Annotated in this window: 13 protein-coding genes; 11 read left to right on the top strand and 2 right to left on the bottom strand. The window is 41.4% G+C overall.

From position 1 onward, the window contains the following. The first annotated feature begins 32 nt into the window (after positions 1-32). Positions 33-227, top strand: coding sequence for a hypothetical protein (locus EEL30_21130; GenBank protein QDX94558.1), 195 nt, complete (start codon positions 33-35; stop codon positions 225-227). Positions 228-487: 260 nt separating this feature from the next. After that, positions 488-787: a DUF1292 domain-containing protein gene (locus tag EEL30_21125; protein ID QDX94557.1), complete on the top strand. Its 300-nt coding sequence runs from the start codon at positions 488-490 to the stop codon at positions 785-787. 79 nt (positions 788-866) lie between these two features. Here the strand turns inward: EEL30_21125 and EEL30_21120 are convergent, their stop codons facing one another. Continuing rightward, positions 867-1,256: a Heat induced stress protein YflT gene (locus tag EEL30_21120; protein ID QDX94556.1), complete on the bottom strand. Its 390-nt coding sequence runs from the start codon at positions 1,254-1,256 to the stop codon at positions 867-869. Between the two features lie 180 nt (positions 1,257-1,436). Here EEL30_21120 and EEL30_21115 point away from each other — a divergent pair, with 180 nt between their 5' ends. The 7 genes from EEL30_21115 to EEL30_21085 all read left to right on the top strand — a co-directional run bounded on the left by EEL30_21115 (position 1,437) and on the right by EEL30_21085 (position 10,589). Next, a complete protein-coding gene (locus EEL30_21115; GenBank protein QDX94555.1) occupies positions 1,437-2,183 on the top strand; it encodes a YebC/PmpR family DNA-binding transcriptional regulator in 747 nt (248 codons plus the stop codon). A gap of 113 nt (positions 2,184-2,296) precedes the next feature. After that, complete coding sequence (locus EEL30_21110) at positions 2,297-2,488, top strand: hypothetical protein (GenBank protein QDX94554.1); 192 nt, start codon at positions 2,297-2,299, stop codon at positions 2,486-2,488. A gap of 107 nt (positions 2,489-2,595) precedes the next feature. After that, positions 2,596-4,563: a DNA gyrase subunit B gene (locus EEL30_21105; protein ID QDX94553.1), complete on the top strand. Its 1,968-nt coding sequence runs from the start codon at positions 2,596-2,598 to the stop codon at positions 4,561-4,563. A gap of 1 nt (position 4,564) precedes the next feature. Further along, positions 4,565-7,036 (top strand): DNA topoisomerase IV subunit A, encoded by a 2,472-nt coding sequence (gene parC, locus EEL30_21100; protein ID QDX94552.1) that lies wholly within the window; start codon positions 4,565-4,567, stop codon positions 7,034-7,036. Between the two features lie 97 nt (positions 7,037-7,133). Further along, a complete protein-coding gene (locus EEL30_21095) occupies positions 7,134-7,463 on the top strand; it encodes a hypothetical protein (protein QDX94551.1) in 330 nt (109 codons plus the stop codon). Positions 7,464-7,673: 210 nt separating this feature from the next. Then, positions 7,674-7,877, top strand: a complete 204-nt coding sequence (locus EEL30_21090; GenBank protein ID QDX94550.1) for a hypothetical protein — start codon at positions 7,674-7,676, stop codon at positions 7,875-7,877. Between the two features lie 264 nt (positions 7,878-8,141). Further along, a complete protein-coding gene (locus tag EEL30_21085) occupies positions 8,142-10,589 on the top strand; it encodes an AAA family ATPase (protein ID QDX94549.1) in 2,448 nt (815 codons plus the stop codon). Positions 10,590-10,724: 135 nt separating this feature from the next. Here the strand turns inward: EEL30_21085 and brnQ are convergent, their stop codons facing one another. Continuing rightward, a complete protein-coding gene (gene brnQ, locus EEL30_21080; GenBank protein ID QDX94548.1) occupies positions 10,725-12,071 on the bottom strand; it encodes a branched-chain amino acid transport system II carrier protein in 1,347 nt (448 codons plus the stop codon). A gap of 262 nt (positions 12,072-12,333) precedes the next feature. Here brnQ and EEL30_21075 point away from each other — a divergent pair, with 262 nt between their 5' ends. After that, positions 12,334-13,389: a type III polyketide synthase gene (locus EEL30_21075; GenBank protein QDX94547.1), complete on the top strand. Its 1,056-nt coding sequence runs from the start codon at positions 12,334-12,336 to the stop codon at positions 13,387-13,389. Then, complete coding sequence (locus EEL30_21070; GenBank protein ID QDX94546.1) at positions 13,383-13,955, top strand: isoprenylcysteine carboxyl methyltransferase; 573 nt, start codon at positions 13,383-13,385, stop codon at positions 13,953-13,955. The genes EEL30_21075 and EEL30_21070 overlap by 7 nt, the downstream gene beginning before the upstream one ends. Positions 13,956-13,977: the final 22 nt, after the last annotated feature.

Genomic DNA, 13,977 nt, shown 5'->3' with positions numbered 1-13,977 from the left:
GAATGACAGAGAGAACACAGGGGGTAATAGCCATGGCACAACAACAAAAGAATCAACAAGATGTACAAGTGTTAGACTATGAAGAGATGTTGCAATTCGTAGAAAAAAAACTTGCTGAGGGTGGCATGAAAGTAGGACGCAAAGAGATTATTGCAATCTTGGAAGCGGAGGAAGCTTTTTTGATCGAAAAAGGTGTCATTGAGGAAATACCTTACGAAGCTAACTAGTTGGACTAGTAACCCCGCAAATACAGCAGTTGTGTTGATCTGACCGTCTTCTTCAAGGAGACGGTCTTTTGTGGTGAGGAACTTCTCATGGACTTTTCCTAAAAAGAAAGGTATGCTAATAATGATGTCGGGGAAAACTGGTTGGGACTGGTGTCAGAGCTAGTACCAGCCTGTTATGTAAACCCACACGTTCGTATGAGTGCTGTCTGAATGGACGACGATACATAACCCAAGCGAGTAAAAGCAGGAGGCATATACACATGGAAAACGAAAAAGATTTGGCTTTAGGCGATATCATCACTCTAGACGATGAAAACGGCGAAGATATGGGCGACTTTGAAGTAATCGCGATGTTTGAACTAAATAACAAACAATTTGTTGCGCTAACAGAAGCAACAGAAGAAGAAGAGATTGATGAAGAAGGCGAAATCGACATTTATGTGTTCGGCATTGAAGAAGGCGAATTGGTTCCGTTGCTAGAAGAAGAGGAAGAAGCTGCTCATGCTAAATTGCATGAAACAATGGAAGGCATTGAACTGATTGACCGTACGCACGACTAAGAAGCATTACGTTCAAAAAAGAGAAAGCAAAACCCGGAGTTGCTCATCGACTCCGGGTTTCTTGTTGGTTTTTGAGTATCTACTGGTTATATTGCGTGTTCATCTCAATAATATTATCTTTTAAATCATGTACAGCTAAAATGCAGGTTTTGTCCGTGTCTTCCAGTTCACGAACTAACGCCGATGCTTCATCTTTGGTTAATCCGATATGTTCGAGCTTGGAGCGTAACTCTTTTCCGCCATTGTCAAAAAAATGGGCTTTGGTGTCGATATGACCTTTTGCTTTTTCAAAGTGAGTACTGTATTTGTAAAAGTTGTCGCGTTGATTGGAATGGTTTTTGTCCGGATTCCACTTCAACACATAAATGTCATCTTTAGCATATCCAGATGAATTGAGTGCTTCAATGTCAGCTACCAAATGCTCATCGTACTTATGCAGCTTTACAAACGGCTTTGTTGCACTTAGCACAGGTTCATCCTCCTCGCAAATAGGTATGGTTACATTATCTAGCTTGCCCTGTAATTATGTCTTTACCCTGACGAACTTTGTGCCAATAAGATGACCTAGCCTTGTCTGAAGCGTTTCTTTTTGCTACAATAAGTTATTATTTCATACCCAAGCAGACATTTCTGGTGAGGAGAGTTTCACATGCCAAAGTTTAAGTTATTTGCAGGAAAAAAAGGTGCAGCCGATCAAAAACGAAACAATCAATATGTTAAGTTAGCTCGTCAAATTTATGTGGAAGCGAGAAACGGCGGACCTGACCCCAATGCAAACCTGAAACTAAAAGCAATTATTGCCAATGCGCGAGCTATTAATATGCCCAATGACAATATTGAGCGTGCGATTAAAAAAGCTACGGACAGTGGTCAAGGGGATAATTACGAAGAAATCCGTTATGAAGGATATGCGCCAGGTGGCGTTGCTGTCATCGTAGAGTGCTTGTCTGACAATCGAAATCGTACAGCAGCTGATGTTCGTTCGATTTTTGGTAAACGCGGTGGTAATATGGGTGAAACAGGCTCTGTAAGCTTCATGTTTGACCGTAAAGGTGCTATTGTTATTGATCGTGAACAATTTGAAGCTGATGAAGATACAATGCTGATGCAAGCATTAGAAGCTGGTGCAGAGGATTTAGTCGTGACAGAGGAAGAATATGAAATCATTACGCATCCTCATGAATTGGATCAAGTAAAGCATGCTTTGGAAGCAGAGGGATACAAATTCGCTAATGCAGAAGTACAATGGATTCCGCAAAACACAGTCAAAGTCACAGGTGAAGATGCTGAAAAAATCCTGAAGATGATGGAAGCATTTGAAGATAATGACGACGTGCAAAATGTGTATGCAAATTACGACATTGATAAAGAAGAGCTGGAACGTATTCAAGGCTAATTCTTTCAGCCATCTTGTCCATACGGCAGGATGGCTGTATTTATCTACAAAAAACGAACGAATGTTCTTGTTATTCCTCAGAAAGTAGGATATACATAAGAGAGACTCGTTTTATGAAAAGTTTGGATTTGCAAAAAAATACATATGGACAAGCAGGAAGAACGTTACCTTTGTTAGAAAGGGATAAAGATGGCTATTCTTCTACCAGACTAGGGAAAAGCAATAAAGAAGGTGAATTTTTCCTGTATGCAGGTTTGTTACTGTGGAACAACAAGCAAAATACATGTATAGTAGCAACTATGTAAGAGCTTTCATGTAAAAGAGTTTTTTCTTTTCATGAAATGAGATAAAATAGCGATTAGGTGTTCGCTTAAGGAACGTTGATTGCGAGTGTGTAAGAGGGGAGAACAGAATGGCTGATAATCGAGCACTATCATATACCGAAGACGACATTCAGGTCTTGGAAGGCTTGATCGCCGTCCGTAAACGACCTGGTATGTATATAGGCTCCACCGGATCACGCGGTCTGCACCACTTAGTGTGGGAGATCGTGGATAATGCTAAGGATGAAGCTTTGGCTGGCGTGAACGATCGCATTATTATCACTCTTTATCCGGATGGTAGCGTTAGCGTGGAGGACCATGGTCGCGGTATTCCAACAGGTATGCATAAATCTGGACGACCAGTGCCAGAAGTCATTTTTACTACGCTTCATGCAGGTGGTAAATTTGGCGGTGGCGGGTACAAAAAAAGCGGAGGCTTGCACGGAGTAGGCTCTAGTGTTGTTGTTGCTTTATCTCGCTGGTTAGAAGTAGAAATTCACCGAGAAGGAAACATCTATAAGCAACGCTTTGAATACCTAGTGGACAAGAATGGTCAAGAACTTGTAGGTAAAGCGGTAACCGGTCTTGAGATTGTAGGGAAGTCCAAACGTACAGGAACAACCGTAACGTTTAAACCTGATCCAGAGGTATTTACCACCACTAAATTTGATTACGAAACCTTGCGTGACCGCTTCCGTGAAACAGCTTTTCTGTTGAAAGGTTTACGCTTGGTGTTAATTGATAAACGTACACCAGAAATACGCAAAGAAGAATTTTATTATGAAGATGGCATCAAATCTTATGTAGAGTATTTAAACGAGGGTAAGAACGCGTTACATTCCGTTGTCTATTTTGACGGAGAAAAAGATAATGTGTATGTAGAGCTAGCCTTCCAATACAATGATGGCTATACAGAGACGTTGGCTTCTTATGTGAACTCGATCCCTACAAATGATGGTGGAACGCATGTCACTGGGTTTAAAAATGCCACAACTCGAATTTTCAATGATTTTGCCCGCAAGAAAGGGTATATCAAGGAAAAGGATCCTAATTTGACCGGTAACGATTTGCGTGAAGGTTTTTTAGGTGTGTTATCTTTGCAAATGTCCGATGTCCAGTTTGAATCGCAAACGAAGGATAAATTAGGTAATGAAGAGGCACGTACCATTGTTGAACAAATTATCTCCGAAAAGCTGGGCTTCTTCCTAGAAGAGAATCCAGAGATCGCCAAGCTGTTAATTGATAAAGCGTTAAAATCTATGCAGATTCGTGAGGAACTTCGCAAACAACGAGAAGCATTACGCGGAGATAAAAAGGGAAAGGGTGCTAAGAAACGCAGATCCATTTCTGAAAAATTTGCGCCACCTCAATATAAAAATCCTAGTATTAATGAACTGTTTCTAGTTGAGGGTGATTCAGCAGGTGGCTCGGCCAAGCAAGCACGCAACTCTGAATATCAAGCGATCTTTGGTTTAAAAGGAAAGCCGTTGAACACAGAGAAGGCCAAACTATCCGAGGTTTTATCTAACGAAGAGTTTCGGACGATTTTAGAAGTGTTGGAGACGGATATCGGTGAAGAATTTTCCATAGAAAATTGTGCGTTTGATAAAATTATTATCATGTCTGACGCCGACGTGGATGGTTCGCATATTCAAGCGCTTCTGTTAACCTTCTTCTTCCGTTATATGCAGCCGCTTATCGCCTCTAATAAGCTTTATATTGCTCAGCCTCCTCTCTATCAAGTAGCTAAAGATGGTGGGAAAGGCAAGAAGAGCGCAGAATCCTACTACTGTTGGGACGACCAAGAATTGGAAACAGCTCTGAAAAAGTTAGGTAAAGGGGCTAAAATCACTCGTTACAAAGGTTTAGGTGAGATGAACCCTAATCAATTGTGGGAGACGACAATGGATCCTGAGAATCGGAAGTTGATTCGAGTGTCTCTTGCAGATCGGGCTCACTGTGAAAAATTAATTACGGTTTTAATGGGCGATAAAGTCCCTCCTCGTCGTGAATGGATCGAGACCCATGTCACATTTGAAGTAGGAGAGGATGAGTAACATGTTTTCTAATCGTTTAATTGAACAAAGCTTTGCAGAGATTATGGGGAAACGCTTTGGGGATTATGCCAATCTGGTTATCCTCTCTCGCGCTATTCCTGATGCTCGTGATGGCTTAAAGCCGGTACAGCGCCGGATTTTATATTCGATGTACGAAGAGAATAACACCTTTGATAAACCATACCGTAAATCAGCAAAAACGGTTGGTTCTGTTATGGGTACCTATCATCCGCATGGGGATGCCTCTATCTATGAAACGATGGTACGAATGGCGCAATGGTGGAAGATGCGTCATGTGTTGATTCAGGGTCAAGGTAACTTTGGTAGCCTTGATGCGGATCCTCCTGCTGCTATGCGTTATACCGAAGCACGCTTATCTGCGCTTGCTAATGAGCTATTACGGGATATTGAAAAGGATACGGTACCATTTATCCCGAACTATGATAACTCCACAGAGCAGCCTGCTGTTTTGCCAGCACGGTTCCCTAACTTGTTAGTGAATGGAGCTTCTGGTATTGCTGTAGGTTTTGCCACGGATATCCCTACACATAATCTGGGAGAAGTAATTGACGCTACGATCGCAATGATGCGCAAACCATCCATCACGACTGATGAGCTGATGGAGTTCGTTAAAGGTCCGGACTTTTCCAATCGGGGGATTGTCCAAGGTATATCAGGTATTAAAAAGGCATTTGAAACTGGTAGAGGTCAGTTTATCATTCGTGGACGAGCAGACGTCGAAGAGGCAAAAGGAAACAAACACAAACGCATTGTAATTAGTGAGATTCCTTATGATGTTGTCAAATCCAAGCTGGTTGCTCAAATTGATGAGCTAGTTATGGAACGTAAAATTGAAGGTGCTATAGCTGTTCGAGATGAGACCGGACGTAAAGAAGCTGAGTTGAAGAAGGTTCGTGTCGTTATCGACCTGAAAAAAGAAGCTGACGCACAGGCTATTTTACATTATTTGTATAAAAATACTGATTTACAGATTTTCTACAACTACAACATGAATGCGATTTATGAGGGTACCATCAAGCAGATGGGGCTCAAGCATTTATTAGATGCGTATATTACGCATCAAAAAGAAATGGTGACACGTCGTTCTCAATTTGATTTAGATCGAAAAGAGAATCGTTCCCATATCGTCGAGGGCTTGATCCACGCTAAATCAATACTTAGACAAATTGTTGATACGATTATGGATTCGGAAGATCGTGCAGATGCGAAAAAGAATATTATGGAAAAATTTAGATTTACCGATCTGCAAGCTGACGCTATTTTGAGCATTCAACTAGCTTCTCTTACACGAATTGATATTGTGAAGCTTGAAAAAGAGTTACAGACGCTCGCAAAGGAAATCGAGGAGCTGAAGGCTATTCTTGGTAGTGAGAAAAAGCTTATCTCTGTTCTGGTTGCTGAACTAAGTGAAATTAAGAAGAAATATAGTGAGCCACGTATGACTGAGATTCAGGGTGAGATTGAGGAAATTAAGCTCGATCTATCCATGCAAATCCAGATAGAAGATTGTATTGTGACACTGACACATGAAGGGTATGTTAAGCGTGTTAGCCCACGTTCCTTTAAATCAATGGGTGGCTCTATTGAAACCTGTGGGGTGAAAGAAGGGGATAAGGTACGGACATTCTGTGAAACCAATACCTCCCATACAGCACTGTTCTTTACCCAAGACGGTAAATATTTCGCTATTCTGGTTAACGATCTTCCTGATGCGAAATGGAAAGATATCGGAACAGCGCTCGTGAATGTGCTCTCCTTGGAAAAGGGTCAAAGAATTGTTGCCGTACATATTGTCGATAGCTTTGACAAACCCCTGTATGTCTGCCATTCAACAAAAAGTGGTTTAGTTAAAAAGACAGCCTTAAAAGAGTATGGAACGAACCGCTCGGGTGCAATTGTTGCTATTAAATTAAAGAGCAATGAAGATGAAGTGAATCATGTCCATTTGATTAACGACGAGGGAGCATTTGTTGGTGTAACCCAGGAGGGAATGGTTATTCGCTTTTTACAAAATGAAGTATCGGCAACAGGTCGAGCTTCAAGTGGTGTCAAAGCGATTAATTTATCAAAAGATGACCAATTAATTGATCTGTTGGTGACTGGCATAGAGGATAACCGTGTATTGCGAGCGTTAACCACAGAAGGGGTAGTGAAACGTACTTCAATTGCTCAAATTCCTCTACAGGGTCGCGCTGGTAAAGGTTTACTTCTCATCCGTAAGAGAAAGATGAATCCGCACCAAATCAGAGCAATTTTGCTGGAGGACCCCAACTCTCCTAAATGGATACTTGTGACCAAACGTGGTGATATAATATCGGTTGAAGCAGATCAGGTACCTATAAATGAACAGGGTGGAATTGGTCGCTTAGTAGTTGAGGAAGCTTATGAACAAATTTTGTTAGAGGCTACAATTCCATCCCAAGATGGAAAAGAGTCGGATGACGAAAGATAAAGTTGAATCAATATTACAAAAGAGTACTTTTCATCCAGCTAAGAGAAACAGCCAAGAGAAACCTTATACGGGAACATCATTGAAGGGATGACGGAGAATGTTAAAACCATTTGAGCGGTTTACAAGTGAATTGAACTGGCAACAGTTATCGTTGTTGCTTGATACCGTAATGTATTTTGAAGATGCTTTAAAATATCTATCTATTCCGAGCCAGTCAGGGGAATCAATCTCTGTACCCTTGCATCCTGAGACGTTACGTCTGATGTTGGAAGAATTTGAGGAAGAGCAAGCGTTTGAGAAGAAAAGTGTTACGTTTGATTTTACCTGGACGAGTGAAGAAGAGAGCCATGGTCTTGTGCACGTTACATTGCCGTCTGGACGTGAACTAACCCAACGTACCAATATAAAAGAATTTTCTATGGTATAGAAGAAAAATCAAAGCAAATCAGTAAGGAAAGCCGTTGTCCCAACATGGACAACGGCTTTTGCATGAAACATTAATCGTATGCGGAGAAAAAGAACCATCTTATTTCCGGGGGAATGATATTTCCGTTCATTTCAGCAAATAAAACAAAGTCAGGGGAAATTCGTAATGCTTTTTTCATAGCTGGGACAAACTAAAGACGAGGTGATCATCGTGGAAAAAAGTCTGCACGTAAACGGAAGAGAATTTCATTTTGCAACAACCTACGATGGGGATTCTCAATATGATGTACAGGTGCGTAGTGGTGAAAAAATTGTCAGCTCATTTAAAATCTATGCTGAAACTGAGCGTGATGTTTTCCCGGTAGCATTAGCGCATATGGAATCTGATATCGAAATGGGAAATTTGCAAGTATAACCAGCAACAGTAACGGTGTCATTTGAACAGAACAAACAAGCAGGGCAGCAGTTGCTTGCTTCTACAGAGCGGTTATCTATGGTACATCAAAAGCCCGGAGTAAAGGATAACCCGGGTTTTTTGTTGTGAGGAAGCAATCTACTTTCTAATACAGTTGAGTAAAACGTGGTATAGCTGGCTGTCTCGCATGTTATCCTCTTTCTTTTTAGTTAAAAAAGTGATAAAACAAGGAGAAGGAGCAAGATAACGGAGGACAATAAAACGATGAATATAATAGAGGAACAAACATGGATAGATAAGATGAAAGAATGGCAACAAGCAGATAGTATTTCGCCACAGGTGACAGAAGTAGAGGCTATTCAAATCTTGCAATATATAGAAGAAAAACGGGAACAGTTGCTACATACGTACACAGATTCTGATGAACACCAGGATGAGCAAAAACAAATGGTAGGAGTAGATCAACCTGAATTGGATCAAGCTGAAGCTACAGTACTCACCATCCTAGCACAGATACGTTGGAAGAAGACACAACAAATCTCGTTGGTGGAGGAGTGGTTAAAGAAAGCGAGGAGATTGGATCCAAATAATCAACAAGCCGCTTCTTTACAAGCAGAAATATATCTTCATTCCTTATTGCAATCCTTAAAAGAAACAGCCCAATTTCCCCCTATACGTGAGACTGACAACGCAGCTACACGAAAAAAAGTAACAGCTCAATTCGTTACGCAGATTCAGGAGCGTCTGGATGATTTAGTTAATTGGGAGGATATGCTGCAAGCGGGTACGAAAGGGGCCCAACTCTCTTCCAATGCCATCCTTCAGCAGAAATACAAGTCATTGCGTGAAGGCACACTTGAGCTAGAGGAAACATTAATCTTGTTACATAAAGAGGCGCAGGGATATGCAAACTCGGTACAAGGACTATTTTACTCTTCAGAATTGTTGGCTCGACTCCAACACGCCAATAAAAAACTGCGAGAAATCGAGCAGTCGATACGTGAACAGCTAACGCCTACACAAACAGACGACGAATTACAAGATCATGTGCCAGCGATCGAGCAAATTGATCAATTGGTTGGCCTAACCGATATGAAAAAGCGAGTAAAGCAATTAGCCCAATTTTTACAGTATCAGCGCATTCGTACAGAAAAGGGCTGGGAGTTGGCCGATCCATTGGAATTGCACGCCGTTTTAATGGGGAATCCTGGTACGGGGAAAACGACATTGGCGCGCCTTTTAGCCACACTTTATCATGAATTGGGCTTATTAGAACGGGCAGAAGTGGTAGAAGTTGATCGTTCTCAGTTGGTGGGAGCTTATGTGGGACAATCGGAGCAAAGAACGATGGAAGTGATTAAAAAAGCGGTAGGCGGTGTTTTGTTTATTGATGAAGCCTATAGTTTAAAACGGGCGGAGTCAAGCGACAGTGATTACGGTCAGGTTGTCATTGATACGCTTGTCTCTGCAATGACAAGTGGGTATAGCGGTAAGTTCGTGCTGATTTTAGCAGGTTATCCTGAAGAAATGCGAAACTTCTTAAGGGCAAATCCCGGTTTGCGTAGTCGCTTCCCGGAAAGTAATCACTTTACATTACCCGACTTTACCACGGATGAATTATTACAGGTAGCTGAGCAAGTGGCCGAGCGTAATGATTTTATACTACGTTCTGATACCAAAATTTCTATTCAACAACGCCTAGAGCGAGAGCGGGTTGATGAAACCTTTGGGAATGCCCGTACTGCCAAAAATATTATTTTGGATGCCATCTTTGCTAAGGGAAGTCATGTGGAAGATACAGAATCGATCAAAATTCCCGATTTTACAATTCTTACGCCAGCGGATGTGGAAGCTAATTCGTCGTGTGGTGAAGTACAGGTTAACAATCTTTCCGCAAAACAACGATTGGATCAGATGATAGGACTTATGGAAATGAAAGCTGAATTAACCAAAGTGGCGGCTTTTGTGTCCATTCAACGTTCACGTCAAGAAAAAGGATTGCCAGCTGTTCCCGTTGAACTGCATGCTGTTTTTACAGGAAATCCAGGTACGGGAAAAACGACGGTAGCACAACTATATGCACAAATTTTACACGAAGTAGGCTATCTCAAACGAGGGCATCTCGTCACAGTGGGTCGCGCTGATCTCGTTGCTAATTATGTTGGGCAGACAGCTAGTAAAACCAAGCGAAAAATCAAGGAAGCATTAGGTGGTGTTTTATTTATTGATGAAGCGTATGCCCTGATGTCTTCTAGCGAAAATGATTATGGGCAAGAGGCTGTAAATACGCTGGTAGAAGAGATTAGCAAGCACGGAGAAAATCTGGTAGTAGTCCTAGCAGGCTATCCATACGATATGCAAAAATTTATAGATAGTAACCCAGGTCTTTCCTCGCGTTTTAAAAAGTATTTCCGGTTTCCAGATTATACAGCTCTCGAGCTATTATCTATTATTACGCAATTTATTCAGGGAAATAGCTATGAGTTAACGGATGAAACGCAAGAACTCTTAGCAGAAAAATTAGAAGTGTGGAGTGAACAAGGAAAGATCAGAGGCAATGGACGTTTCGCTAAAAATGTGGTTCAAGAAGCGATGCAAGAGCAAGCATTGCGCCTAGCGGCAGAAGAAAAGATGGACTGGACAAAAGAGGAATTAAGCTTACTCACGTGGGAAGATTTTAGTAAAGCGATTCAGCGTATCATACCAACGTAATCATATAAAAAGACAGGGATATGTGAGAGTATCCCTGTCTTTTTTTGAATCAATACGAGTAAGTTTTGTCTACGAGAAACTGGACAAAATCAAGTATTTTACTAGCTACTATGCTACTCGTCCAAGTCGTCTACATTATTCGGTTTGAGTGGAAGGATTCACAGTATCTTGAGATTTCAAAGAACCTAAAATATATCCGATGATCGCTCCTACAATCGCAGGAACAACCCAACCGATTCCTTTTGAATATAGAGGAAGGAATTGTAGCCACTCTGTAATTCTCCCTAAGGGAAAGCCAAAGGCATGCAGGCAATCCACTAGACTAATGATTCCAGCGAATAGGACGCTCCATACATATACTTGTTGATATCCTTTTATTTGTTTGTGAATCAGCGACAAAATAATCAGTACGATCGCGATTGGATATAATCCGGCCAAAACAGGCACAGAGAAAGAAATGATTTGATTTAATCCCAGGTTAGCAATCACTAAGCTAAATACACACAGAATGCTAATCACAACTTTATAGCGTAATGCAGGAATCAGGGTAGAGAAAAATTGACCGCACGCTGTAATGAGTCCAATGGAAGTTGTTAAGCATGCTAAGGTAATAGCTGTACCAAGTAACACGACGCCAGCTTGACCAAACAGATAAGATACAACTGCTGTTAAAATTTGACCACCATTTGTAGAGACACCTAGTATAGAGCTACCTGCTCCCAAATAAGCTAAAGTCATATATACGAGCGCCAAAGCAACGCCAGCAATGGAACCTGCTTTAACCGTAGCCATTCTAATGCTGTTTTTATCCGTAATTCCTCGACTTTGGATAGAAGAAATCACGACAATTCCGAAAACTAAGGCACCTAATGTATCCATGGTCAGATATCCTTCGAGGAATCCTTTGAAAAACGCACCGTCCATGTAGGCCTCCGAAGGTGTGGGAAAAGCACCTAACGGCTTAAAAATGCTCCGAACAAACAATATTGCGATAATTAGCAATAGTGTGGGTGTTAAGATTTTTCCGATGCGATCGATTAATTTAGTAGGGTTCAGACATAGCCAAAATGTGATTGACATATAGACGATCGAATAAAAAAACAAAGGTAAGCTGCTTTCTTTTACAGATGCGGACAGCAGAGGAGAAAGACCAATCTCATAGGCAACGCTTGCTGTTCGCGGAATTCCGAAAAATGGGCCAATAGCTAGATAAATTAAGGTGGGAAAAATAATGCCGAATAGCGGATGAACCCGGTTTGCTAAAACTTTTAAATCGCCTCCTGATGTTGCGGTAGCAGCGACGGCTAAAACAGGAAGACCTACGCCAGTTAATACAAAGCCGAGAATGGCTACCCAAACGCTTGTCCCAGCGGATTGCCCAAGTAAAGGTGGAAATATCATATTGCCTGCGCCGAAAAATAGAGCAAACAGCATCAATCCAATAGTCACTGTTTCTTTCATTGATAGTTGCTTTTGTTTCATAAGATAGATAGACTCCTTGCGATATATTTTGTTATTCAATTAATTTATCACACATTGAAAAAAGCATACGTGTTAAATTTTTTAATAATGTTACCATTTTGTGAATAAAATCTGTTTTTATTGATAATTCCTACTTTTTTGTTTGAAGGTTTATACTATTAAGAATTGTTTATGGTCATTTTTCCTGATGTTACCACTTTATTACATAAGGAAAAGTCTTTGGGAAAGAATAGAAGGAAAACAACGGAAAGTAGGAGAAATGATGCCGCGAATCGTATCAATCGGCACAGCAAATCCACAATATATTGTCGCGCAACATGAGAGCAAGGAATTTGCGCGTCGTTTCTTTCAAGATCATTTTCGTGATATCGACCGCCTATTACAAGTATTTGAATCGGCTGAGATTGAAAGTAGAAGTTTCGCCACTCCGTTAGAGTGGTTCGAACAGCCACGTGATTGGGCCGAAAAAAACCAGTTATACGTACAGCAAGCCCTAGAATTAAGTGTAAGTGCTATTGAGCAGTGTTTAGAAAATGCAGGTGTTTCAGCTGACGCTATAGATCATGTAGTCATGGTCAGCTCAACAGGAATAGCCACCCCTAGTTTGGATGCCCTCCTATATAATCGCTTGCCGTTTCGCTCAGATTTGAAGCGAACACCTGTATGGGGACTAGGGTGTGCTGGAGGAGTAGCAGGATTAGCTAAAGGATATGCTTTTGCGAAGGCTCATCCAGAGGAACGTATACTGGTCTGCTGCGTAGAATTGTGTGGGTTAACTTTTGTTCATGGGGATCGAAGTAAAAGTAACTTGATTGCCACTAGTTTGTTTGCCGATGGGGCGGCTGCAGTATTGTTGTATGGAGATGACCGAGAAGTCCATGAAAATGCACCTTCTATTCTGTCTACACAATCAACTATATGGCGGGACACGGTTGATGTTATGGGCTGGGATGTGAGAGAAGAAGGCTTGAGGGTAATCTTTTCGAAGGATATTCCGTCACTGGTAAAAGAGAAAATAAAGCCGGAAATGGAGAGCTTCTTAAGAAAGAAAGGAAAGACTACTTGTCGTATTGATCGTATGATTGCACATCCAGGGGGGAGTAAGGTGCTACAAGCCTATGAGCAGGCTCTACAACTTCCACCGGATAGATTGCGCCATGCAAGAGAGGTACTACGGGATCATGGAAATATGTCATCTTGTACCGTCTTATTTGTTTTGGAAAGAGAGATGAGAGAAGAGCATTTACCAGGAGAAACAGGATTGCTATTAGCTCTTGGTCCGGGATTTTCATGCGAGCAGGTGCTATTGGAATGGTAATCGTATTTATTATGGTGATAGCGATGGTAATTTGTCAGCGCTGTGCAGAGTTGTTGGTAGCGAAAAGAAATACGCGCTATATCAAGGACGCAGGAGGATATGAAGTAGCGGCCGAGCACTACAAATGGATTGTAAGCTTGCATGTTAGCTTTTTCCTGAGTTTGATTGGAGAGGTGTCGCTACGTGCGTCTACTGTTCCTATATCATTTTACTTTTGGCCGTTTTTAGTGTTTTGTCCAGCCCAGCTACTGAGAATCTGGAGCATGCGAAGTTTGGGGCGTTTTTGGAACACGAGGATTTTTGTCTTGGCGGGTAAACAGCCGATCGTATGTGGGCCTTATCGCTTTATCCGTCATCCGAACTACTTGGTGGTTTTGTTAGAAGTAGGAATGCTACCTCTTACATTTGGTGCTTGGAAAACGGCACTGTTCTTTACTGTAGCCAAGATAATGATACTTAAGGTTCGTATTGCAGCAGAGGAGCAAGCGTTACAAAAGGCATATCAGTATGAAGCATGGATGGGGGAAAAAGGGAGATTCGTTCCAGTAAGAAAACAGAGAGGCTAATCGGACATGATATACATAAAAA

It is taken from the genome of Brevibacillus laterosporus (assembly GCA_007833815.1).
Lineage (GTDB): Bacteria > Bacillota > Bacilli > Brevibacillales > Brevibacillaceae > Brevibacillus_B > Brevibacillus_B laterosporus_D.
The sequence above is the reverse complement of the archived record's forward strand: the minus strand, read 5'-3'. Positions and strand labels throughout refer to the sequence as shown.

Excerpts from the sequence above, each read along its gene's own strand:
- EEL30_21130 (QDX94558.1), top strand. The coding sequence starts at position 33 with ATGGCACAACAACAAAAGAATCAACAAGATGTACAAGTGTTAGACTAT.
- EEL30_21125 (QDX94557.1), top strand. The coding sequence starts at position 488 with ATGGAAAACGAAAAAGATTTGGCTTTAGGCGATATCATCACTCTAGAC.
- EEL30_21115 (QDX94555.1), top strand. The coding sequence starts at position 1,437 with ATGCCAAAGTTTAAGTTATTTGCAGGAAAAAAAGGTGCAGCCGATCAA.
- EEL30_21110 (QDX94554.1), top strand. The coding sequence starts at position 2,297 with ATGAAAAGTTTGGATTTGCAAAAAAATACATATGGACAAGCAGGAAGA.
- EEL30_21105 (QDX94553.1), top strand. The coding sequence starts at position 2,596 with ATGGCTGATAATCGAGCACTATCATATACCGAAGACGACATTCAGGTC.
- parC (QDX94552.1), top strand. The coding sequence starts at position 4,565 with ATGTTTTCTAATCGTTTAATTGAACAAAGCTTTGCAGAGATTATGGGG.
- EEL30_21095 (QDX94551.1), top strand. The coding sequence starts at position 7,134 with ATGTTAAAACCATTTGAGCGGTTTACAAGTGAATTGAACTGGCAACAG.
- EEL30_21085 (QDX94549.1), top strand. The coding sequence starts at position 8,142 with ATGAATATAATAGAGGAACAAACATGGATAGATAAGATGAAAGAATGG.
- brnQ (QDX94548.1), bottom strand. The coding sequence starts at position 12,071 with ATGAAACAAAAGCAACTATCAATGAAAGAAACAGTGACTATTGGATTG.
- EEL30_21075 (QDX94547.1), top strand. The coding sequence starts at position 12,334 with ATGCCGCGAATCGTATCAATCGGCACAGCAAATCCACAATATATTGTC.
- EEL30_21070 (QDX94546.1), top strand. The coding sequence starts at position 13,383 with ATGGTAATCGTATTTATTATGGTGATAGCGATGGTAATTTGTCAGCGC.